The organism is Methanococcus voltae PS, assembly GCF_024807035.1.
Lineage (GTDB): Archaea > AGJL01 > Methanococci > Methanococcales > Methanococcaceae > Methanococcus > Methanococcus voltae.
Genome location: NZ_JANUCQ010000003.1, coordinates 153,909 through 174,038, shown reverse-complemented (window position 1 = coordinate 174,038; position 20,130 = coordinate 153,909). Strand labels below are relative to the sequence as shown.

General features: G+C 29.2%; 21 protein-coding genes. 17 read left to right on the top strand and 4 right to left on the bottom strand.

The genetic code is table 11. The features are described from left to right. Nucleotides 1–6: 6 nt before the first annotated feature. Together M2325_RS06495 and hisS are read left to right on the top strand one after the other, a co-directional pair. Nucleotides 7–297, top strand: a complete 291-nt coding sequence (locus M2325_RS06495; protein WP_209591302.1) for a metal-sulfur cluster assembly factor — start codon at nt 7–9, stop codon at nt 295–297. A gap of 225 nt (nt 298–522) precedes the next feature. Then, on the top strand, nt 523–1,776 hold the full coding sequence (gene hisS / locus M2325_RS06490) for a histidine--tRNA ligase (protein WP_209591300.1): 1,254 nt from the start codon (nt 523–525) through the stop codon (nt 1,774–1,776). A 57-nt stretch (nt 1,777–1,833) separates the two neighbouring features. Here the strand turns inward: hisS and albA are convergent, their stop codons facing one another. Next, on the bottom strand, nt 1,834–2,106 hold the full coding sequence (gene albA / locus M2325_RS06485) for a DNA-binding protein Alba (protein ID WP_209591298.1): 273 nt from the start codon (nt 2,104–2,106) through the stop codon (nt 1,834–1,836). Nucleotides 2,107–2,319: 213 nt separating this feature from the next. Here albA and M2325_RS06480 point away from each other — a divergent pair, with 213 nt between their 5' ends. Next, entirely contained in the window at nt 2,320–3,183 is an 864-nt protein-coding gene (locus M2325_RS06480) for a serine/threonine protein kinase (protein WP_259052246.1), read from the top strand. Nucleotides 3,184–3,319: 136 nt separating this feature from the next. After that, nucleotides 3,320–4,075, top strand: coding sequence for a proteasome assembly chaperone family protein (locus M2325_RS06475; RefSeq protein ID WP_209591297.1), 756 nt, complete (start codon nt 3,320–3,322; stop codon nt 4,073–4,075). A 148-nt stretch (nt 4,076–4,223) separates the two neighbouring features. On the opposite strand, the gene aspS is transcribed toward M2325_RS06475, so the two are convergent. Next, nucleotides 4,224–5,540: an aspartate--tRNA(Asn) ligase gene (aspS, locus tag M2325_RS06470; protein ID WP_209591290.1), complete on the bottom strand. Its 1,317-nt coding sequence runs from the start codon at nt 5,538–5,540 to the stop codon at nt 4,224–4,226. A gap of 319 nt (nt 5,541–5,859) precedes the next feature. On the opposite strand from aspS, the gene M2325_RS06465 reads away from it, so the two are divergent. After that, nucleotides 5,860–6,165 (top strand): hypothetical protein, encoded by a 306-nt coding sequence (locus M2325_RS06465; protein WP_209591288.1) that lies wholly within the window; start codon nt 5,860–5,862, stop codon nt 6,163–6,165. A gap of 136 nt (nt 6,166–6,301) precedes the next feature. On the opposite strand, the gene purT is transcribed toward M2325_RS06465, so the two are convergent. Then, nucleotides 6,302–7,471, bottom strand: a complete 1,170-nt coding sequence (gene purT, locus M2325_RS06460; protein ID WP_209591287.1) for a formate-dependent phosphoribosylglycinamide formyltransferase — start codon at nt 7,469–7,471, stop codon at nt 6,302–6,304. A 412-nt stretch (nt 7,472–7,883) separates the two neighbouring features. Here purT and M2325_RS06455 point away from each other — a divergent pair, with 412 nt between their 5' ends. From M2325_RS06455 to M2325_RS08260, 6 genes are all read left to right on the top strand, one after another. Further along, on the top strand, nt 7,884–8,966 hold the full coding sequence (locus M2325_RS06455; RefSeq protein ID WP_259052235.1) for a DNA-binding protein: 1,083 nt from the start codon (nt 7,884–7,886) through the stop codon (nt 8,964–8,966). Between the two features lie 4 nt (nt 8,967–8,970). Then, nucleotides 8,971–9,276 (top strand): hypothetical protein, encoded by a 306-nt coding sequence (locus M2325_RS06450; RefSeq protein WP_209591284.1) that lies wholly within the window; start codon nt 8,971–8,973, stop codon nt 9,274–9,276. 49 nt (nt 9,277–9,325) lie between these two features. Beyond that, nucleotides 9,326–9,721, top strand: a complete 396-nt coding sequence (locus M2325_RS06445) for an OB-fold nucleic acid binding domain-containing protein (protein ID WP_209591282.1) — start codon at nt 9,326–9,328, stop codon at nt 9,719–9,721. Nucleotides 9,722–9,859: 138 nt separating this feature from the next. Then, nucleotides 9,860–10,603 (top strand): biotin--[acetyl-CoA-carboxylase] ligase, encoded by a 744-nt coding sequence (locus tag M2325_RS06440; RefSeq protein WP_209591280.1) that lies wholly within the window; start codon nt 9,860–9,862, stop codon nt 10,601–10,603. Nucleotides 10,604–10,607: 4 nt separating this feature from the next. Beyond that, entirely contained in the window at nt 10,608–11,225 is a 618-nt protein-coding gene (locus tag M2325_RS06435) for an MBL fold metallo-hydrolase (RefSeq protein WP_259052232.1), read from the top strand. Between the two features lie 279 nt (nt 11,226–11,504). After that, nucleotides 11,505–12,356: a CofC family guanylyltransferase gene (locus M2325_RS08260; protein ID WP_209591276.1), complete on the top strand. Its 852-nt coding sequence runs from the start codon at nt 11,505–11,507 to the stop codon at nt 12,354–12,356. A 127-nt stretch (nt 12,357–12,483) separates the two neighbouring features. Here M2325_RS08260 and argC read toward each other — a convergent pair whose 3' ends face one another. After that, nucleotides 12,484–13,530, bottom strand: coding sequence for an N-acetyl-gamma-glutamyl-phosphate reductase (gene argC, locus M2325_RS06420; RefSeq protein WP_259052229.1), 1,047 nt, complete (start codon nt 13,528–13,530; stop codon nt 12,484–12,486). Nucleotides 13,531–14,633: 1,103 nt separating this feature from the next. On the opposite strand from argC, the gene M2325_RS06415 reads away from it, so the two are divergent. From M2325_RS06415 to M2325_RS06390, 6 genes are all read left to right on the top strand, one after another. Further along, complete coding sequence (locus M2325_RS06415; protein ID WP_310572597.1) at nt 14,634–14,957, top strand: hypothetical protein; 324 nt, start codon at nt 14,634–14,636, stop codon at nt 14,955–14,957. Further along, nucleotides 14,957–16,807 (top strand): PEGA domain-containing protein, encoded by a 1,851-nt coding sequence (locus tag M2325_RS06410; protein ID WP_259052222.1) that lies wholly within the window; start codon nt 14,957–14,959, stop codon nt 16,805–16,807. The genes M2325_RS06415 and M2325_RS06410 overlap by 1 nt, the downstream gene beginning before the upstream one ends. Further along, nucleotides 16,804–18,861, top strand: coding sequence for a hypothetical protein (locus tag M2325_RS06405; protein ID WP_259052220.1), 2,058 nt, complete (start codon nt 16,804–16,806; stop codon nt 18,859–18,861). Before M2325_RS06410 ends, M2325_RS06405 begins: the two co-directional genes overlap by 4 nt. Nucleotides 18,862–18,876: 15 nt before the next feature. After that, complete coding sequence (locus tag M2325_RS06400; protein WP_259052218.1) at nt 18,877–19,377, top strand: hypothetical protein; 501 nt, start codon at nt 18,877–18,879, stop codon at nt 19,375–19,377. A gap of 13 nt (nt 19,378–19,390) precedes the next feature. Then, nucleotides 19,391–19,714, top strand: coding sequence for a hypothetical protein (locus M2325_RS06395; RefSeq protein ID WP_209732459.1), 324 nt, complete (start codon nt 19,391–19,393; stop codon nt 19,712–19,714). A gap of 286 nt (nt 19,715–20,000) precedes the next feature. Continuing rightward, nucleotides 20,001–20,123 carry a hypothetical protein gene (locus tag M2325_RS06390; RefSeq protein WP_259052215.1) on the top strand — a complete coding sequence of 41 codons (123 nt, stop codon included), beginning with the start codon at nt 20,001–20,003 and terminating at the stop codon, nt 20,121–20,123. Nucleotides 20,124–20,130: the final 7 nt, after the last annotated feature.

Sequence of the window (20,130 nt, the reverse complement as noted above, 5' to 3'; positions counted from 1 at the left end):
GAAAGCATGGTTTCAAAAGAAGACGTATTGAATGCTATAAAAGTAGTTCCAGACCCACACATGGGTGTAAGCATAGTTGATATGGGATTAATAAAAGATGTTGTTGTAGATGACGAAGGAAACGTTGAATTTACATTAACTCCTACAAATCCAGGATGTATGAGTGTTATCCACATGGCAGCAGGTGCTAAAAATGCTGTTTTAGAACTTGATGGTGTAAAAACTGTAAAAGCTACCGTAAAAGGACACATGATGGAAGATGACATTAACAAAATTTTAAACGAAGAAACTGAATAATTATTTTAGTTTTTCATCTTTTTTTTAATTTATTTAAACGAGTTTTATATATTTATTTTAAGATTAACCGTTATCTATTAATAATCCATAAACATATATTAAAAGGATTTTATGAGTTTATAATGGATAATTATTTTGATATTAGTACTATGATAAGCTATGACTATGGTGGATATAATCTAATATTAATTTATTATAATTTATAATTATATTGGAGAGATACACATGTTTCAAAAACCTAAAGGAACAAGGGATTTTTTACCTTCAGAGATGTTAAAAAGGAAATTTATTGCAAAAAAATTAAGAGAAGTTTTTGATAATTATAACTTTAAAGAAATTTGTACGCCTACTTTTGAAAGTTTTGACCTCTTATGTAAAAAAACAGGTGACGAAATAAGAAGTCAATTATTCGTATTTAAAGACCACGGTGACAGAGAAATGGGTTTAAGACCTGAATTAACCTCTTCCGTTGCCAGGTATTTCATAAACGAATTTAAAAACGTTCCAAAACCTTTAAAATTCTACTATCTTACAAATTGTTTTAGATATGAAAACCCTCAAGCAGGTAGATACAGAGAATTTTGGCAGATGGGCTGTGAATTAATCGGTAGTAATAAATGTACGGCAGATGCTGAAGTTTTAAACTTGGCTATCGAAGGATTAAAACACATTAATATGGAATATGAGATAAATATAGGTCATTTGGGTGTTTTAAAAGGTGTTTTCGAAGAGTTTAATCTTTCAGATGACGAAAGTACCCAAATTAGGCGATTAATTGATAAAGAAGATATTGAAGGTTTAAAGGAAGTTTTAAACGCAATAGAATCTGAAAAAGATATTTCTATATCTAACGTCGTGTTTGAAATATTGGATTTAAAGGGAAACAATGAAATTATAGATATTTTAATGGAAAAACTCCAAAAATTCCCTAAATCAATAGAGGCACTTCAAAACTTAAAAGAAATATTGGAATACGTAGACCATGACTATATTATAAACTTTGGAATTGCAAGAGGTTTGGATTACTATACTGGAATGGTATTTGAGATATATGGTACCAAAGAAGGTGCTAGACAAGTTTGTGGTGGCGGTAGGTACGATAATCTAATAGAGTTGTTCGAAGGAGAACCTACGCCTGCAGTTGGTTTTGCATATGGATTTGATAGAATTATGTTAAATATCGAAGAGCCTGAGGTAAATGAAGAGATAATTTACATTACAACCGCAGGAAATGACGTAGAATTAACCAAAGAAAGCTTTAAACTTGCAAAACAATTGCGAGAAAATTCAAAGATTGTAGAATTGGATTTAATGAATAGAAAACTTAATAAATCCTTAAATTTTGCAAATAATTTAAAAGCTAAGAAAGTAATTATAATCGGTAAAAAAGATTTGGAAAATAACATGATTTCAGTAAAGGATATGGAATCAGGCGAACAAATTCAAGTTAAATCTGAAGAATTATTAAATTACTTGTAAAATTACTAAACTACTTATAAATTACTTTTATTTTATTTCTTTTTAATTTATACGTATTTATTCTTTTGAAATTGTTATCTCAATAGTAGATACATTTATTTCTTTTCCAGTGTTACTTTTTAAAATTTCAGTCCCTAAAGCTATATTTTTTATATTAACTGATTTCATAACCCTATTTTTTAATACTTCTTCTACATCAACAGCTTTTACAATAGATTTGCCTCTGGCTTTTAATATGACTTCATTAATATCTGGTTTATCAAATAACGTCATAACTGCAGTAACATAGTTCATAACTCCTTTATCGCCAACGTAAATTGAATTTTCCATATTTCCACCCATATTATTTGTTATTTTTGTTTTAATTATTCCGTAATTCAATATAATTTAATATACTTAATATAATTCATTAATTATATATATTGATTGTAAAATACTATGTTTAAACGTTTTATATATAAGGCACAGTATTGCTTTATCGAACATAAGCAATGAGCTCAAAAAATAACTATTAAATCAATAATGTAATCGAGGGAGTTTAAATTGGAAAAAGGTTATAATTTTAAAGATAAAAAATCAAAATCTGAAGATTTAAACGTCATAATACACTGTGGAAAACAAAATGACGACCAAAAAGTTGAACTTCCCAAACCTGAAGATAGTAAAATTGAAGATAATTTAAATTTAAGATTAACAACTAGGCTAAAAAATAGAATAAAAAATATAAACTTTACAAATGAAAAATTAATAGATTGGCAAATTGTAGATATATTATATAAAAAAGGTATAATTTTAACGGAATTTATTGGAAAAGGTCATAGGGGTATTGTATTTAAAGGATATTGCCAAAATTGTGTTTCAAAAGGCTATGTTGATAAAAATTTTAAATATAGTAATTTTAAGCAATATTTACCAATTGCAATTAAAATATCACGATTAGGTGCTCCTAAAAATACTATATTTCATGAAGGGCACGTATTGAGTATTATTAATAAGCAAGGGATTGGTCCAAAAGTTTATGAGTTTACAAATGATTACATAGTAATGGAATATATTGAAGGAAAAATGATTAAAGATTGCATAAATGAGCTGAATGGTGATAATTTAATATTTATTATCGAAGAAACACTTAAGCAATGTTTAAAATTAGATTTAATGGGCATTGACCATACTGAAATACAAGGCGGTAAACATGTAATCGTTTCTGACGAAATTAAGTTAATTGATTTTGATAAAGCCAAAATACACAATAAGACAATTGCTAAAAATTTTACAACCGCTATGTCCTTATTTTTTGGATACAATCAAATATCTAAAAAAATTTCAAAAGAATTACATCTTTCGGAAGAAGATATCTTAAATTTACAAAAATTGTCTGGAAAATATAAAAAATTATTTAAAGTTTAGAATTTAATCATATATTGCTTCAATAATACATAACATATAATATATGATATTTAGTTCTGTTTTATGGCTATTATTATTTTTATTACTTTAAGTATAATTTAAACAGTTATTTAATTATTAAAAAATGGGAGATACTATGATAAATTTGTTTGAGAAAAAAATTAAGGAACACGAACCTTTGAAGGACGCAGTATTAATTGAAGGTTTGCCCGGAATTGGACACGTTGGTAGAATTGCCGCAGAACACTTAATTGACGAGTTCAACGGAGAAAAGGTAATGGAAATTTACTGTAGTGATTTCCCCCCTCAAGTAAATGTTAAACCGGACGGTTCCGTTGAATTTATGAGTAATGACATCTATTTAATCGAAGAACCTATTCCAATGGTTATAATAGTGGGCAATACTCAATCATTATCGCCTGCGGGTCAATACGAAGTTTCTAAGAGACTCATGGAATTGGGTATTGAATACGGAGCTACCAAAACATATACATTAGGTGGTCTAGGAATTGGTCAAATCCCAACCGAAGATTTAAAAGTTTATGTCGCATCAACTTCTGCAGAGATTGCAGAACAACATAAAGAGTATGGCGTAGAATTTAGGGACGATAATGGTAGTATCTTAGGAGCAGCTGGTTTAATGCTAATGTTTTCTAAATTGAACAACATAGAAGCAACCTGTTTAATGGCTGAGACCATAGGTTATGTCGTAGACCCAAAAGCATCAACTAATGTTTTAAATGTGTTATCTAAAGCCCTTGGTTTTGAAGTAGATTCTAAAAAATTAGAACAAAGAGCTTTAGAAGTTGAAAAATTACTTGAAAAAGTACAACTTACACAAGAAGAGTCAGAATTATCCAACGAAAATGACGATTTAAGTTATTTTGGATAATTTAAGACTTTAAAAAAATATTTTTACTTTTTTATTACTTTTTTATATATTATTACTTATTGAGATACTTATTTTTGAAAATTACATTTAAAAAAGATATTGGAAATTTAAAAATTTAAAAATTTAAAAAAATTATGAGATTTTAGGATTAAGGTGTTAATCTCTGTCTATCTCTAGGGAATAAAACACATTCTCTGATGTTTTCTTCCTGTGCCAAAATCATTGCAAATCTGTCAGCACCTAATCCAAAGCCTGCGTGTGGTGGCATACCATATTCAAATGCTTCTAAGTAAGTTCCAAATCCTTCTGGATTCATACCCATTTTGGTAATGTTTTCCACTAATAAATCGTATTTGTGAACCCTTTGAGCTCCTGAAGTAATTTCTAATTCTTTATGCATTAAATCGAAAGCTTTACAGATTGTATTGTCGTTTTCGTATGGCATTGTATAGAATGGTCTTGTAACGGTTGGCCACTCTGTAATAAAGTATAAGCCACCCATTTCATCACCAACAGCTTTTTCAGCAGCTCTTGATAAATCTTCTCCCCATTCTAATTCGATACCTTTACCATTTGCAATATCTACCGCATCTGAGTACGTTAATTTTGCGAATTTTTTATCTGGAACTTCGAAGTTAATTCCTAGTGTTTCAATTTCGTCAGCTTTATTTTCTGCGATATCTTTGTAACAGTTGTAAACTACTTTTTCAAGTACATCCATTGCATCATATTCGTCTGAGAATGACATTTCCATATCGATAGACACTGCTTCGTTTAAGTGCCTTCTTGTGTTGTGTTCTTCAGCCCTAAAGATTTGAGCGATTTCAAATACTCTATCAAATCCACCTGCCATCATCATCTGTTTGTATAACTGAGGGCTCTGTCCTAAGAAAGCTTCTTTTTCAAAGTATGAAATAGGGAATAATTCTGTTCCACCTTCTGTAGCACTTGCTACAAGTTTAGGGGTATTTACTTCAATAAATCCGGTTTCATCAAATGTTTTTCTTACAGATTTTAACATTTCTGCCCTAATTTTAAATAAAGCTTGTATTTTAGGTCTTCTAATATCTAAAAATCTGTGGTCTAATCTTGTATCGATATCTGCAGGTACTTTCTCAGCAGGGTCTAATGGTAATGGAGCATTTGATTTTGTTAATACTCTTATTTCTATTGGTATAATTTCAAATCCGTTTGGTGCTTTTTCACTTGCTACAACTTTACCTTTAACTGCTACAACGTCTTCTTTTCCCAATTTTTTAGCAATTTCAAAAGTTTCTTCTGAAACTTTCTGTTTAGGTACTACAATTTGTATTGTACCTTCTCTGTCTCTTAATATAACAAAAGCCAATTTTCCTAAAGCTCTAATTGAGTGTACCCAGCCCATTAATGTAACTTCTTGCTCGTTCATTTCGGCAACAACTTCTTTAGAGTAGTGGGTTCTCCTCCAATCTTGAATTGAATACATATTTTCACCATATTGATAATTACCGATTATTTTCGTAATTATTCGTTTTGTTAGTTCCATAAATTATATTATTGAAAATTATAAAATAATGGTTTTAGAATTATGTAGTATGTAGTATATTATTATTTAAATAATTTGCCAACCACCTATGATATGATATTAAATTTATATAATTGTAACGCAATATATGTAACAATAAATAACTAAATTTAATTACATATCGAAGATGTTATATATAATAATGATAAATAGTTAATTTAGTGCTAAAAAAGCTTAAAATTTAGAAACTTAAAAACTTAAAATACTAATAGGGGTTACCATGTACATTAATATTTTTGTAACGCTAATGTCACTATGTATGTTAATGAATTTTTCAGGATGGGATACGGCATGGGATGGCGGTTTAAATGATATATTTGAGGATATTCCTACAAATACGACTATTGAACGTAACATAGTCGATACGGCGTACTCCAATTATTTAATAACAATGGATAATTACTTTAATCTAAATATTTATCCAAATGTGAACGAAGATAAGCTAAGTAATTTTTTTAACCAACCAAAGGACGAACATGGCCGGGGTAGTAGAGTTAGGAGAATTTTTAGACTCGAGGACAAATAATTAATTAAAATATTTTTAATCTATTTTTACTATTTTTAATTAACATTTAAAAAAATAATTTAAAAAAATATTATTATATTTTTATGCAATTAATATTATAATTATTACAAGTATCATGGCTATTAGAATTATTATTTTACTCTATCTTAATATTATGAGCGCAATTTTCAGCTTTTGCCCTAGTTTCATCCGTATTATTGCCTGTAACTAATGCCACACCCATTCTTCTACCTATTTTAGCAAGTGGTTTTCCAAATAATCGTATTTTACAAGCTGGGTCTTCAAGTGCTTTTTCAACACCTAGATATGAAGGGGCATATTTTTTAACTTCTGATTTTATTACGTGACTTGCACCTTCTTTTAAAAGTTCAATATGCACGGGTAATCCTAATATCGAGCGAACATGAATTTCGAATTCACTCATATTTTGAGTAACCATCGTAACCATGCCTGTATCATGGGGTCTTGGTGAAACTTCACTAAATATGACTTTATCGCCTTTTATGAACATTTCTACGCCAAAAATACCATAACCTCCTAATTCATCAGTTATTTTTTTAGCCATAGCTTCAGCGTCTTTTTTAGCTTTTTCTGACATTGCGTGAGGTTGCCAGCTTTCGTGGTAATCTCCATCAATTTGAATATGACCTATAGGTTCGCAGAATTTTGTTCCAAAAGCAGTTCGAGCCGTTAAAAGTGTTATTTCATAATCAAATTTGACGAATTCTTCAACGATTACTTTACTCCCCAATCCCCTTGCTGATTCATGAGCAATTTTCCAGGCTTTTTCAATGTCTTCTTCTGATTTTATTGTAGATTGTCCTTTACCTGAAGATGACATGATTGGTTTTACAACACAGGGAATTCCTATCTTTGCAACTGCTTCGTTCAATTCTTCGAAACTTTCTGCAAATTCATATTTTGCAGTTTTTAATCCTAGACCTTCAGAAGCAAGTCTTCTTATTCCTTCCCTATCCATGGTTAATTTAGTAGCTTTTGCAGTCGGTACAACGTTAAAACCCCTGCTTTCCATTTCGACAAGTGCATCTGTATTAATTGCTTCTATTTCAGGTACTATATAGTCAGGCTTTTCTCGTTCTATGAGTTCCACTAAGCTATCGAAGTCTTTCATATCAATTACGTAATTTTTATGTGCAACTTGCATTGCAGGAGCATTTTGATAACTATCAACCGCTATACATTCAATACCAAACCTTTGAGCTTCAATAATAACTTCCTTGCCTAATTCTCCACTTCCTAAAAGTAGTAATTTTTTAGAGTTGGATGACAATGGGCTACCTATCATAATTTCACCACGCGCACACTTTACCAAAACATTTTTGGACTTTTTATAAATGAATTATTCAAATACATATTTCACTATATCTTATATCTATATAATATTGCATGTAAATATTTATGTTTTTATGTTTTACAATTGCCTATTTTTATAATGATATATGCTAATATATGCTAATATATAAATAATATATAAAATAAATAAATGTATAAAATCTATTTAATAATAAAATATTCGTAAAAAATAACTTAATTTTTATATATTGTTAATATTTTATGTAAAATTAAATAAAAATACATAAAAATGATTAAAATCACAATATATCATAGATAAGATAATAATTAAGCTTAAATATATTTGAAAACTAATTTTATGAAATAATCGATATTTGTAATTAAAATATCCCCTGGTGAATAAGATGTCAAGCGGTATTGGCAAAAATTTAGATGAAATTTTAAAGTCGGAAAAAATTGAGCAAACTCAAAGTACTCAAAATAGGCAAGATGCGCAAAAACTACAAAGTACGCAAGATAACATAACTCAATCATCTAATGCCACAAATAATGAAGAAGAGCAGGATATGATAAAAAGTAATGGTATTGATAAAAATAATATGGACAAAGATGAGGATAATACCAATAATTTAACTTTCAATACTAATTTGGATGTTTCAGAATGCGATACTATAAAACTTGGCGATATTTTAGAAAAGATGATAGAAATAAATACTATTGTTCGAGTGGAACGAATATTTGATGAATCAGAAGTTCGAGGAACAAAGGTAATAAACGTCGTGGTAAATGACGGCACTCGAAAAGGATTATTATCACTTTGGGGTAACCAACGTTCTTTATTAAAAGACGTGGTTGTGGGCGATTCTATATTAATAAAAGATGCAGAGGCCCCTAAATTATACAATAATAGGATACACTTAAAAATAACCAATTCTGGAAATTTAATTAAGGTAAAAAGTAATTTACCAAGTTTAAATGAACTTTTAGCCAATGGAGGTTCGTCATCTTCGTCATCTAGGAAATCTATAGCTGACTTACAGGAGGGGGATAATACTGAACTAAGGGGTTTAATTGTAGCTCTACACACAAAAGAACCCTATTTCCCACTTTGCGATGATTGTAAAAAGAAAATGGTGTTAAAAAAGGGTTATGCCGTTTGTAAATGTGGTAAAAAGATAGATGAAGAAGCTGAAGATTTAAAATGGGTATTTTTAGTAAATGTTACTTTAGATGATGGTACAGGAACTATAAGGCTAACTTTAAACGATGAAAATGACTTTTTAGACTTCAAAAACCTTAAAAAAATGGTAATCGATGATGAAAATATTATGGAATTGCTAAATAAAAAATTAATGGGTTTGGATATTGTAGTTTCGGGATATGCTAAGCATAATGATTATTTCGACGAAACGATATTTCAATCTAAATTCTGGCACCCTTCAAATCCCGTAGAGGAAATAAAAAGATATTTAACTATGGAAAAGTGAGAAGATGTATAAATTACAAAAAATAGATGAGTTAAAAGATATCGATAGTTCTGTTGCACTTTTAGGTACCGTAAAGCTTGTAGACTATAAAGGAAAAAAATTGAAAGTATATGATGAAACTGGTGAAATAATAGTTTCTAAGGTCGAAGGTCATCACGAAAAAGAAGACGTTCTAATGATTTTTGGAGTGCTCAAATTAACTCCTCGAGGATATGTAATTTACTCCAATAATACTTCAAAAATAAGCAACGAAATTGGAAAAAATAGTCAAATAATTGAAGAATATATATCTAAAATAAAAAACTGTTAAAAACTGTTAAAAACTGTTAATGAGTATAAATACACATACTGGTGATGTAATGGCACTAACAAGGTCGGTAGGCATAAGATTGCCTATTTCCGAAATCAGGAACGGTACTTATATCGAAACTTCGGGACAATGGGAATCTAATTATATAGAAAGTGAGAAATATGGTAAAATAACCAGAGTAGTCCTTTACGGAATTATTTCGTCTAAATATACAAATTTAGTTAAAGAATTTTCCGCTTACACAATTGACGATTTGACTGAAGAAGTTAGAGTCGTAGGTTTTAAAGGAATGTCTAAAATAATGAACGAATTTGAAAAAGACGATATTGTTTTAATTATCGGCAAAGTTAAAAAGGATAAGGAAAACGAAATCTATATTTCCCCCGAAATTATCAAAAATGTAAGTATCGACAATATGATACTAAATACAATTGAAAATTTCTAATTAATAATTTTTAATGTATTATACAGTATATTATATTATAATATATTATATTCATTATATTACATTAACATATTATGATATAATGAATATAAAGTATATCCAGATTATAGCATATATAAAGAATATTAAGGGATATTTTTGAAATTTAAAGTTTTTAAATACGATAAGGTAAATTCTACAAATATTGTAAGTCATAATTTAGCAAAAAATGGTCAAAACAATTTTATAGTTATGGCAAACACCCAAACAGATGGTAAAGGTAGGTTAAATAGAAGTTGGGCGTCTGAGGAAGGTGGACTTTATTTATCTATTGTATTGGATATATCAAAATTTGAGGAAATTGCACATTCTAATTTTATAGCTTCTTTAAGTGTTTTAACTACTTTAAAAGAATTTTCAAGTTCTTTTAATACTTCTGATGACATAAATTATTCTATAAAATGGCCAAATGATATATTGCTTAATAATTGCAAAATCTGCGGTATATTGTCTGAATTAAATATCAAGGAAAATTATATTGTAATCGGAATAGGTGTAAATTTAAACAATTCTTTGGGTAATATTGACAATGATTGTAGTTATAAAGCGATATCTTTAAACCAAATGTTTGAAAATACGGAAAAGGAGCAAATAGATAAAAATCTATTCCTTACGAGGTTATTATCAAATTTTACAAATTATTTAACTATGAATTCAGATGATTTAATTAATAACTATAAATTAAATTCGGAAACACTAAATAAAAATGTGAAAATAATATTAAAAGATAGTGAATTAACTGGGAAAGTCGTAAATATTGATTTTAATGGTTTATATTTAGATACAAATTCTGATTTAGGTATAAAATTGATTGAAGTTGGCGATTGTATTCATTTAAGGTGATTTAATGATTGTAAGGTTAAATGGTATTGGATACGATAGTAATAGTTATTTGATAATTGATAAGCTATCTATTTTGGTAGACCCTGGTACCTCAAGTAATTTTGAAAATTTAAGGCAGGAAATATCAAAATATACTAGTAAAATAGATTATATTATAAATACACATTGTCATTACGATCATACGGGTAGTGATTACTTATTTGAAGAGGCATATAACGCTCCTGTAATAATAGGTTCGAAAGATTTGCCCCATTTGAAGAATGCGGATAATGTAACAGTTAGTAGGTTATTTGGGGTTGATATGATACCTCCAAAAAATATACTGGTTATAAATGAAGTAGAAGAGCAGTTAAAAGAAGCAAACATTGAATATATTGAAACGCCGGGACATACAGAGGGTGGTTTAAGTTTAGTATATAAGGATAATTTAATAACTGGCGATACATTATTTGCTTACGGCGTCGGTAGGCATGATTTACCAACTGGAAACATTGCTGAACTAAGAGATTCAATAAATAGTCTTGAAAGAGTTGCTTATTCTAAAAAAATAGTAAATATATTACCAGGACATGGAGAAACCGGCGATATGAGTGCTTTTGCTAACGCAACAATGTTTATTTAATAATTTTTAATTCTTAATCTTAATCTTAATCTTAATCTTTTATTTTTTACAAAATCTATTATTTTAAAATATGTTTATTTTATTACAATTCTTAATTATTTTGGTTATTTTGCTTTTTTAATTTTTAATGCAATTATTTGAATAGATATTTATAGTTTAAAAATAATATTTATGTAATTACCATAATTCTAATCAATATATAATTTAGTTAATATATAATTTAATTACGATAAAAATAATAATAAAAATGCGGTATATCAAATACTTATTTGTGATATTATGATTGCAGCAATAATACCTGTATCCCCACTTTCAAGCGTTAAAACAAGATTAAAAGAGTTTCTAACGCCAAAAGAGCGAATAGAACTTATAAAAACTATGATTATGGATACTTATGAAAAAGTAAGCCCCATATGTGATACTTGTTATATAATAAGTAAAGACAATGAATTATTAAATGAATTTTCTGAATATGGGATAGTTCCAATAAAAGAGCCTCATGAAATAAATAACTTAAATGATGCCATCGATTATGCAATAAATTACGTAAAAGAAGATTCTGTATTGATAGCCCCTGCAGACATTCCTTTGATAAAAAATGAGGATTTAAAAAGTATATTATATAATTTTACAAATAATGCGAATAATAATTCTAATAATACTAATGATAGGAATACTACCTATAATGTTAATAGTATTACTAATATCAATAATTCAAATAACGCTAATAATAATTCTAAGGCTAATAATGGCTCTATATTGCTATGCCCTTCTAGAGGTGGTGGCACTAATTTATTATTAATGAGCCCCAAAACTTGTATTTCTCCAAAATTTGAAGGTTTTAGTTACGTAAAGCATTTGGAAGAAGCTATTTCTAGAGACGTAGATATTTCGATAGTACCTTCTTTCTATATGTCAATAGATGTAAATACTGTAGAGGACCTTGGAGAAATATTTATACATGGTAAAAATACACTTACTTACAATTATCTAAAGAAAATAGGAATAATTGTTGATTCGAAGCATTCTTCAGCAGGTAGGTTTGATGTTAAAAGATTAACTCATTCATTATCCGAAAATACGGAAATAATAACATTGGATTCAAAAGTGAGAAAAACTGCTAAGAATTAAAATTAAAATAAATTAAAATAAATTAAATAATATTTAGATAATAAATTATATTATCATTATTTTATATCTTATATCTGATTTATACTAAATAATAGCATATATCTTCTATTTTTTAATTTTAACTACTTTAAGGTTTTAAACCGCAATAGTTTATACCTTCTTTTTCATCAAAACCCAATATTATGTTCATATTTTGGATGGCTTGACCACTAGCACCTTTTACTAGGTTATCTATGGCTGATACCATTACTAATCTCCCATTTCTATCGATTTCAAAGCCTGCAATATCGCAGAAATTACTTCCTCTAACGCCGGTTAAGGAAACCATTTCTTCATCATAAACTCTAACAAAATGTTCTTTTTTGTAGAATTTTGTATATATTTCTACAATTTCCGCCTGGGTAATGTCTAAACTATTTTCTTTTAAGTAAGTGTGTGCAGTTGTTAGTATGCCTCGTGTAAATGGGGCTAAATGCGGGGTAAATGATACTTTAACGGGTTTATTGGAAACTTCTACTAATTTGTTTAGTTCTTTTTCTATTTCTGGTGTGTGCCTATGATTTGTTATCTTATATGGCTTTATATTTTCATTTACGTTAGGATAATGTGTAGTTTGACTTGGTTCTACCCCTGCACCACTAACGCCTGTTTTAGAGTCAAAAATAACTCTTTCTTCAATAATTCCTTTTTCTACAAGGGGTGCAATTGATAATATAGCCCCAGTTGGGAAACAGCCAGGATTTGCTATTAAATCCGCTTTTTTTATTAATTCCCTATGTAATTCTGGTAAACCATATACTGCATTTAATTTTCCAGTATGTTTTAAGTTATACCATTCTTCATACATGGAGATGTCTTCAAATCTATAATCTCCACTTAAATCAATTACTTTAATTCCTTTTTCATGTAATTTAGGAACTATATTCATAGAGGCACCGTGAGGGGTTGCGCAAAATACAACATCACTATCGATTTTATCAAGGTCAATATCCTCAAAACATAGGTTATCATAGCCCATAGACTTTAAATGTGGATGTATTTTTAAAATACTATTCCCGGATTCTTTTCGTGATGTAATATGCTCTATTGCTTCAATTTTTGAATGATTTGCAAGTAATCGAAGTAATTCTGAACCAGTATATCCTGTACCACCAATTATGGATACGGAAACCATAATATCACCTTCATTTTAACAACTATCTTATAAATTTTTACAATTTTAAATTAATATGCTATAATTATAAGTTTTTATTTTTATTTTAATATTTGCGTTATTAATATATTACATTATTGATGTATTATTCCTGATTTGATTAGATTATTATTTTTACAAAATTAAGAAATTAAGAAATTAAAAAAAACGATATATGAATTGTAAAGAATTTTTTGATAATTATAAAATTAATCTAAAATAAAAAGAAATAAAAAAGACAATAATTAAGGATTTAATATCTTTAATTAATTCAATTGTTTTATTTCAATGCTAAATAAGTAATTTGTTGTAATTTTATATATTAATTAGTTTCTAAACTATTAAACCAGAAAAACTTATATATTATAATTTAGTATCCGAAAAAATTAAAATTATACATTAAAATAAACCAATATTATAAACAATACTAAAAAAGCAAACTATCCAGTACCTACTCAATTTTTTTGAGAATATTATCTAAATGAGTATTCATTTACAACAAAGTCTCAATTTTATTCAACTGAATTTGTACCTATTTACTTACTGGATTAAATCCAGTCCCATAGGTATGGTACAATACCTAAAAAATTACTCCATATATAGAAAAAGGAGCTTGATAACTTAATATCAAACTCCTAAATCAGTTAGTGCAGGGAAAGGGATTTGAACCCTCGAACTCCTACGAGACTGGATCTTAAGTGCACCGGAGTTCAACATTTTATATAAATCTATAAAATAAACGTTATATTATTTACTAAGCTTTTTCAATTTAGCGATAGTTCAAGCCGTTATTTATTATTAGTTTTTAAGTTGTTTACGTAATTATTTTTATTTGTTAATATCCTTAATAAGTCGATTGTACTATATACGACCGATTTATTCTTTAATATGGTTAAGCTACCTTAGTATTTAGGGTTATATCGGTATATGTAGATATATTTATATATTACTTTAAACACATATTAAACTGTAATATCCGTTTTGCCTTTTCTCCTCTGAGATTTTTCGATGATGAGGATGCTCATTTCCTAATATCTATCTCTATTTTTGTTATATCGAAATTTATGAATATATTTATTTTTGAGGTGTTATTTTTGATACATATTTGTCCTTATTGTATGAACCCTGTTGAGTTTTACAATAATGATTACATTGGGGAACTTCAACCAGTAAACGTTGATAATGAAAATTTTAACTGTGGAGCTTTGCAATCAAAAGTTATTTTAAAAAATGCAAAATGCTCAAACATTCAAAATCTTAAAATGAACGGCGGTAAAATAGCTAAGAAGCTAAATTTAACCAAAGAACAAAAAGAATTATTTTTTAGAAAAATAATTGAAATTAAAAGAAAAAAGAACCGAAAACCTGATTACATTATTTTAGAAATCGCAATTAATTCGGTGATATAATGAAAAGAATTTTTTTATTTTTATTAATATTATTAAGTGTAGCATCAGTTAGTGCAACAACTGATTATTATGCTATTTTTCCAGATTCTTATACTACTTATACAATTTCCCAATATTTTAATACGACATGGCAAGGATACACGCCACAAGTGGAAAGTATAGATGGTAATAAAGCATATTTTCAGTCTGAAAAAGATTTAGTACGTGCAATATTGCCCATTTCATACTCTAGTAATACATTAGCTATGGAACTAACTTGCTATTCTGAAGGAGTTTTATTTAATCCTTCTATTTATAAATTATATTCTCAACCTACTAAATATTACAATTTTACTTGCAGTTCTCCATCTACAACTTATCTTTTTGGAAGTTCGTACGGTAAATATCTCTATTCGGGTTCTAATGTATATCTGAATGGAATAAAATGTTGGGGTAGAAATAAAGAACCTGGGGGTACGGCATATGGATATTATACTGGTATGGTACCCCTAGCGGGAATGGTAGCTATAATTGCTGATTATAGTGCTGTATGCCCTCCATCATCTACAGTTTTTGTAGTTTCTAAATCAGATATGTATATTCATGATGCAAATTATAAACTTCGTGAACCTGCACCAATTCAAACGATTCAGATATATACGGAACCTGGTGCAAGAGTTTGGGTAGAATCTTTTGATAAAGGACTTGTAGATAACTCGGGTTATTTAACAACCGATACACATGAAGGAGAAATACCTATTAAACTTGAAAAAGAAGGATTTTGGACGTATGAAGATACAATCACTGTTTCAAATACGTCAAAAGAATTTCATATAAATTTAAATGCTAAAAATGGTATTTTTAAGGTTTCAAAACAATTCCAAGAAAATATATATCCTAACTCTATTTCAAGAGTTCAATTAAATTTGGAGCCAGTTCTTTCGGCGTATTCTACAAGATTGAGAATTTCAGGGGCTGAAGTAACTAAAGTTACTTATAAAAACCAAATATTGCCAAAAACTACAGATGGTTCTTATATTTTAGGGGATATCAGTGATTTACAGTCATTATCTATTGAATATAAAACTCCATCATCTTGGGGTCAAAGAACTTTTACCGCTCAAATCACAGCACTGGATTTGGAAGGTACTCCTTATACTAATTTAGAAACTATTAATTATGAAGTTTTAGAATTACCTTTTTTACTTGAAATACCTGATTGGAAACTTGGAACTAATACTTTAACGGTTACGGAGCAAAAAGGGGAATCATATTCAATTCTTGTAGCATTATATACTAATAATACAGAGGTTTGGAGTTCGTCTGAAGCATTACAAGAATATTGTGAAAAATCTTTTGAAGTTCCAATAACCGAACCAGGTAATTATGTACTTGAATTAACTGCAAAAGCAGGAACTGTAAAATCTTATTATTCGATTGAAATAATTGACCCGGTAATATTAAAAACTAAAAATATTACTGCTGCTAAAAATACAGTTGCAAATGTACAATTTACTATTTCAAATCCTTCAAACACTGTAAAGAATTATAAGGCTATTTTATCATCTAACATCCTAAATGGAACGGTTAATAAGACTTTTTCAATAGCTCCATTTTCAAAAGATAAAGCTGTTTCAGTCCCTTTTACAGTTCCTGAACCTACTGAAGGTATTGATAATTACAACATGTTATTAACTGTTTATGACCAAAATAATAATGCTATATTCTCTGATAACGTTGTATTAACTATTAAAAACTCATTTTTACCAATTGGGGGTTTGACTTCCAATAATACTTATTTGTTAATTATTGCAATAATAATTATAATTGTTGCAGCAGTTACAATATATTTAAAGTGGGGTAAAAAATGATAAATCATCATTATAAATTGATTAGTATTCTCCTATCTCTTTTACTTATACAACCAGCATGTGCTATTGACATTTTCGGTCATGATGTAGGGGTAGATGATGGTCTTGCTGGTGTTGTAGGGGGTGCGGGAGGATTTTGGTTTGGAACTGCAGTAGTATTACCTGTAGCTGCAGGACTGGTTGCAGCGGGTACTGCACCCGTCTGGCTACCTGCTGTAGCCGTAATTGGATGTGTGGCAGTTGGTGCAGTAGTTGCTGACGCAGGTTGGAGATACTTGTCAGGAAAAGATAACACTGATGCTGCAGTTGTAACAGGTGAGAAAAACGTAAGCAATACTAATTATATTAACAATACTGAAGCTTACCAAAAAATTGCAGGATTTAAACAATATTCAGAAGAATCAGCTGCAAGAGATATTTTAGAATTAAGAAATACTTTAGATAGTTCAATCTGTAATTATAATTATAAAACTGAAGGCACTTTATCAGATGTTATTATTAATCTTGAAGGTCCTGAAAGGATTTATGGATTTTCAGCTTTCCCAATTTCTGTTGAATTAACTGAAGCTATAACGGGTTCAGAAAATAAATCATACGTTAATATTGATTATATTTCCATATACTTGGTGGATTCATCAGGTAGAAAATGGAATGAAAAAAGGATAAATGATATTCCTACATTATGGAAAGATTGTGAAGAACATGAAGGAGATATTCACAAAGTATCTTATAACGTTACAATGAAAGCACCTGACCCATATATTGGTAAGGCTAATTCTATGATATCAAATATACCTAATCGTGATACATTAAAAGAATTAATGGACGCAGAGGTTAAAAAATTTGAAATAATTGTTGAAGTACACGGTAATGCCCAATTGTACAAGATTGAAAGAACATCCCATACTTCAGAGGATGGACATACATACACTCGTGAAAGTGAAGAATTTGATAAAACCATTAATATAAATACTAAATTAAAATCTTTAGATGCTTGGAATAATGAAAAGAATGGTAAATATTATACTAATGGTGCATCTGCATCGCTTCCAGTAGATTATATTAATAATTTGGAGTTAATTGCTTATGCTGGTTATTCTAACGGTGCAACATCTAATATTATTTCAAGAACCTGGGCAAGTTGTACCCACGTCTATAATTCAAGTTCAAAATACAGATTTGTAGCAATTGGGCAACCTAAAAACTTAGAACCAGTACCAGTTACCATAACTGATGATTATAGGGCAGTAGTTTTAAGATTAAATTCTAATTCTTCAAATTTAGTAAGTCAAACACCTGGAAACTTCCACGATATGGGCGTACACTCCGAGGTACAAACTGCATTAAATTATCTTTATAATAAAAATACTGAAACCTATGAAACCTATTTTTTAGTCGTCGCTGATGTAGACGATGGATATTCTAAAGTTCCTATATGGTATATCACTCGTCCGTTGGTATCTGTAATTAATAACTTAAAATATTCTATATCTGATGAAGATAGGAAAGAAATTGCAGATTTAACAGCTGATGGGTCAATATCCGAATCCGATAGAAAAAGGATTAATGAAATCATTGATTTAGCTGAAAAGTCTACAAAGCAAAAAAGGGACGTTGTAGAATCTAAATCCAATTCGGGATATTATACAAATGAAAATGCAAAAGTTGCATCTAAAAACGCAATAAATGATTATTCTAAAGCTTTAGAATATTTGCAAAAGTCAAAAACGACTGATAATCCTGAAGATGTAAAAAGATATACTTATTTGTCGGCATCTTGTTATGAACCCGCTGGTGATTACTGGTCTCAAGCTGCTGAAAAGTATGAACAAGGATATACTGAAGAAGCTGAAGCACTTGCTAATAACGCTAAAAAGTTGGAAGAATTAGCTAAAGAATATGAACCATCGGTATTATTCGCTGGTGGTCAGGCATTACTTGAAAAATTCCACGAAATAAAATCGGGTCTTGGTATTGCACATGTACCCGATGAGACATTTATAATTGTAGCTATTATTTTGATAATTGGTACAATATACGTACTTAAAAGATAAAAAAAGAGGGATATTATGGCAGTAAAGAATATTACCACCAATATCCCAAAGAGTAACTCTTTTAATAGGATTTTAAAGATTATATTTTGCTCTTTGGGTTTTGCAGGTCTGTTCTGGTATATTATGCAGAATAGTGTTTCGGGAAATGAAATCATCACTGGATTTGCAGCAGTTCCTCTGTTATTCTATATTTTAGCAGAGATTATTGACCATTTTATTGATATGAATACTATTTATGGGAAAGCATTCAAAGGAAATAGTTCAGGAGTTTTAGTAACGGTATTGATAGCGGGCGTTATTTTCCTTTCGTTAACTTATTTACTTACTGGTTCGATGACTCTCGCGGTAGGTTCCTCAACTCCCGCAATTATCGTTGCAGCAATATTTGCCCTGTATATTTTAGCACCAAGTACGGGTTCTGAAACGTATATGCTTTATATATACTTTGGAGCTACCATTGCAACGATGGCTAAATACATTGATATAATTCCTTCAATCCCTGGATTAAGTACATAATTCGGTGGTTTAAATGATTCAGCAAATAATCGCAATAATACTCGCATTACTCGTAACTCTGGCATATAATGAACCAATTTCTACTATTGGCAATATTTTGGGATTTTCTGAATTATTGGCTTGGGCAACCCCAACAGTGTTGATTTTATTATGTGTTTGGAAATTAGCTTCCTCAGATTGGGGACTTGGTGATGCAATATCATTAATTGTTTTAGCAACTCTTTCAATGTTGTACATCACTCAAAATATCGATAGTATACTTTTAGAAGTGTCAAAACTAATGTTAGGCGTTGGCACTGGTGTCGTTATTGGTTATCTTGCAAAAGGTGGTAAGTAATGGCGATAGATACATCAACAATTTTAGTATTTTTTCAATCTCATATTTTAGAAATCATACTAATTGTAGCATTAATATTTGTTTTAAAAAATTGGAAGTTGATTCTAATTTCTATTTTAATAATTGGTTTATTGAGTTATTTTGGAGTTTTTAGCGATATATTAAATACTATATTCCCAAGTACTGGGGCTATACCATTAAATCTTTTAAATAATTCATTATTGAATAATTCGATAAATCAAACATTAAATCAATCAATAATTAATTTTAGTTAATTGGTGATACAATGGTAAGAAACGTAGGTAAAATTAATAAAAAGAAAGGGGCGTTCTATTACGTTGATAAAGAGGGTAACGTAGTTGAAAAGTCACGTTCTGAAATGACTAAAAAGAAGAGTAAAAAGAAATAGGTGATAT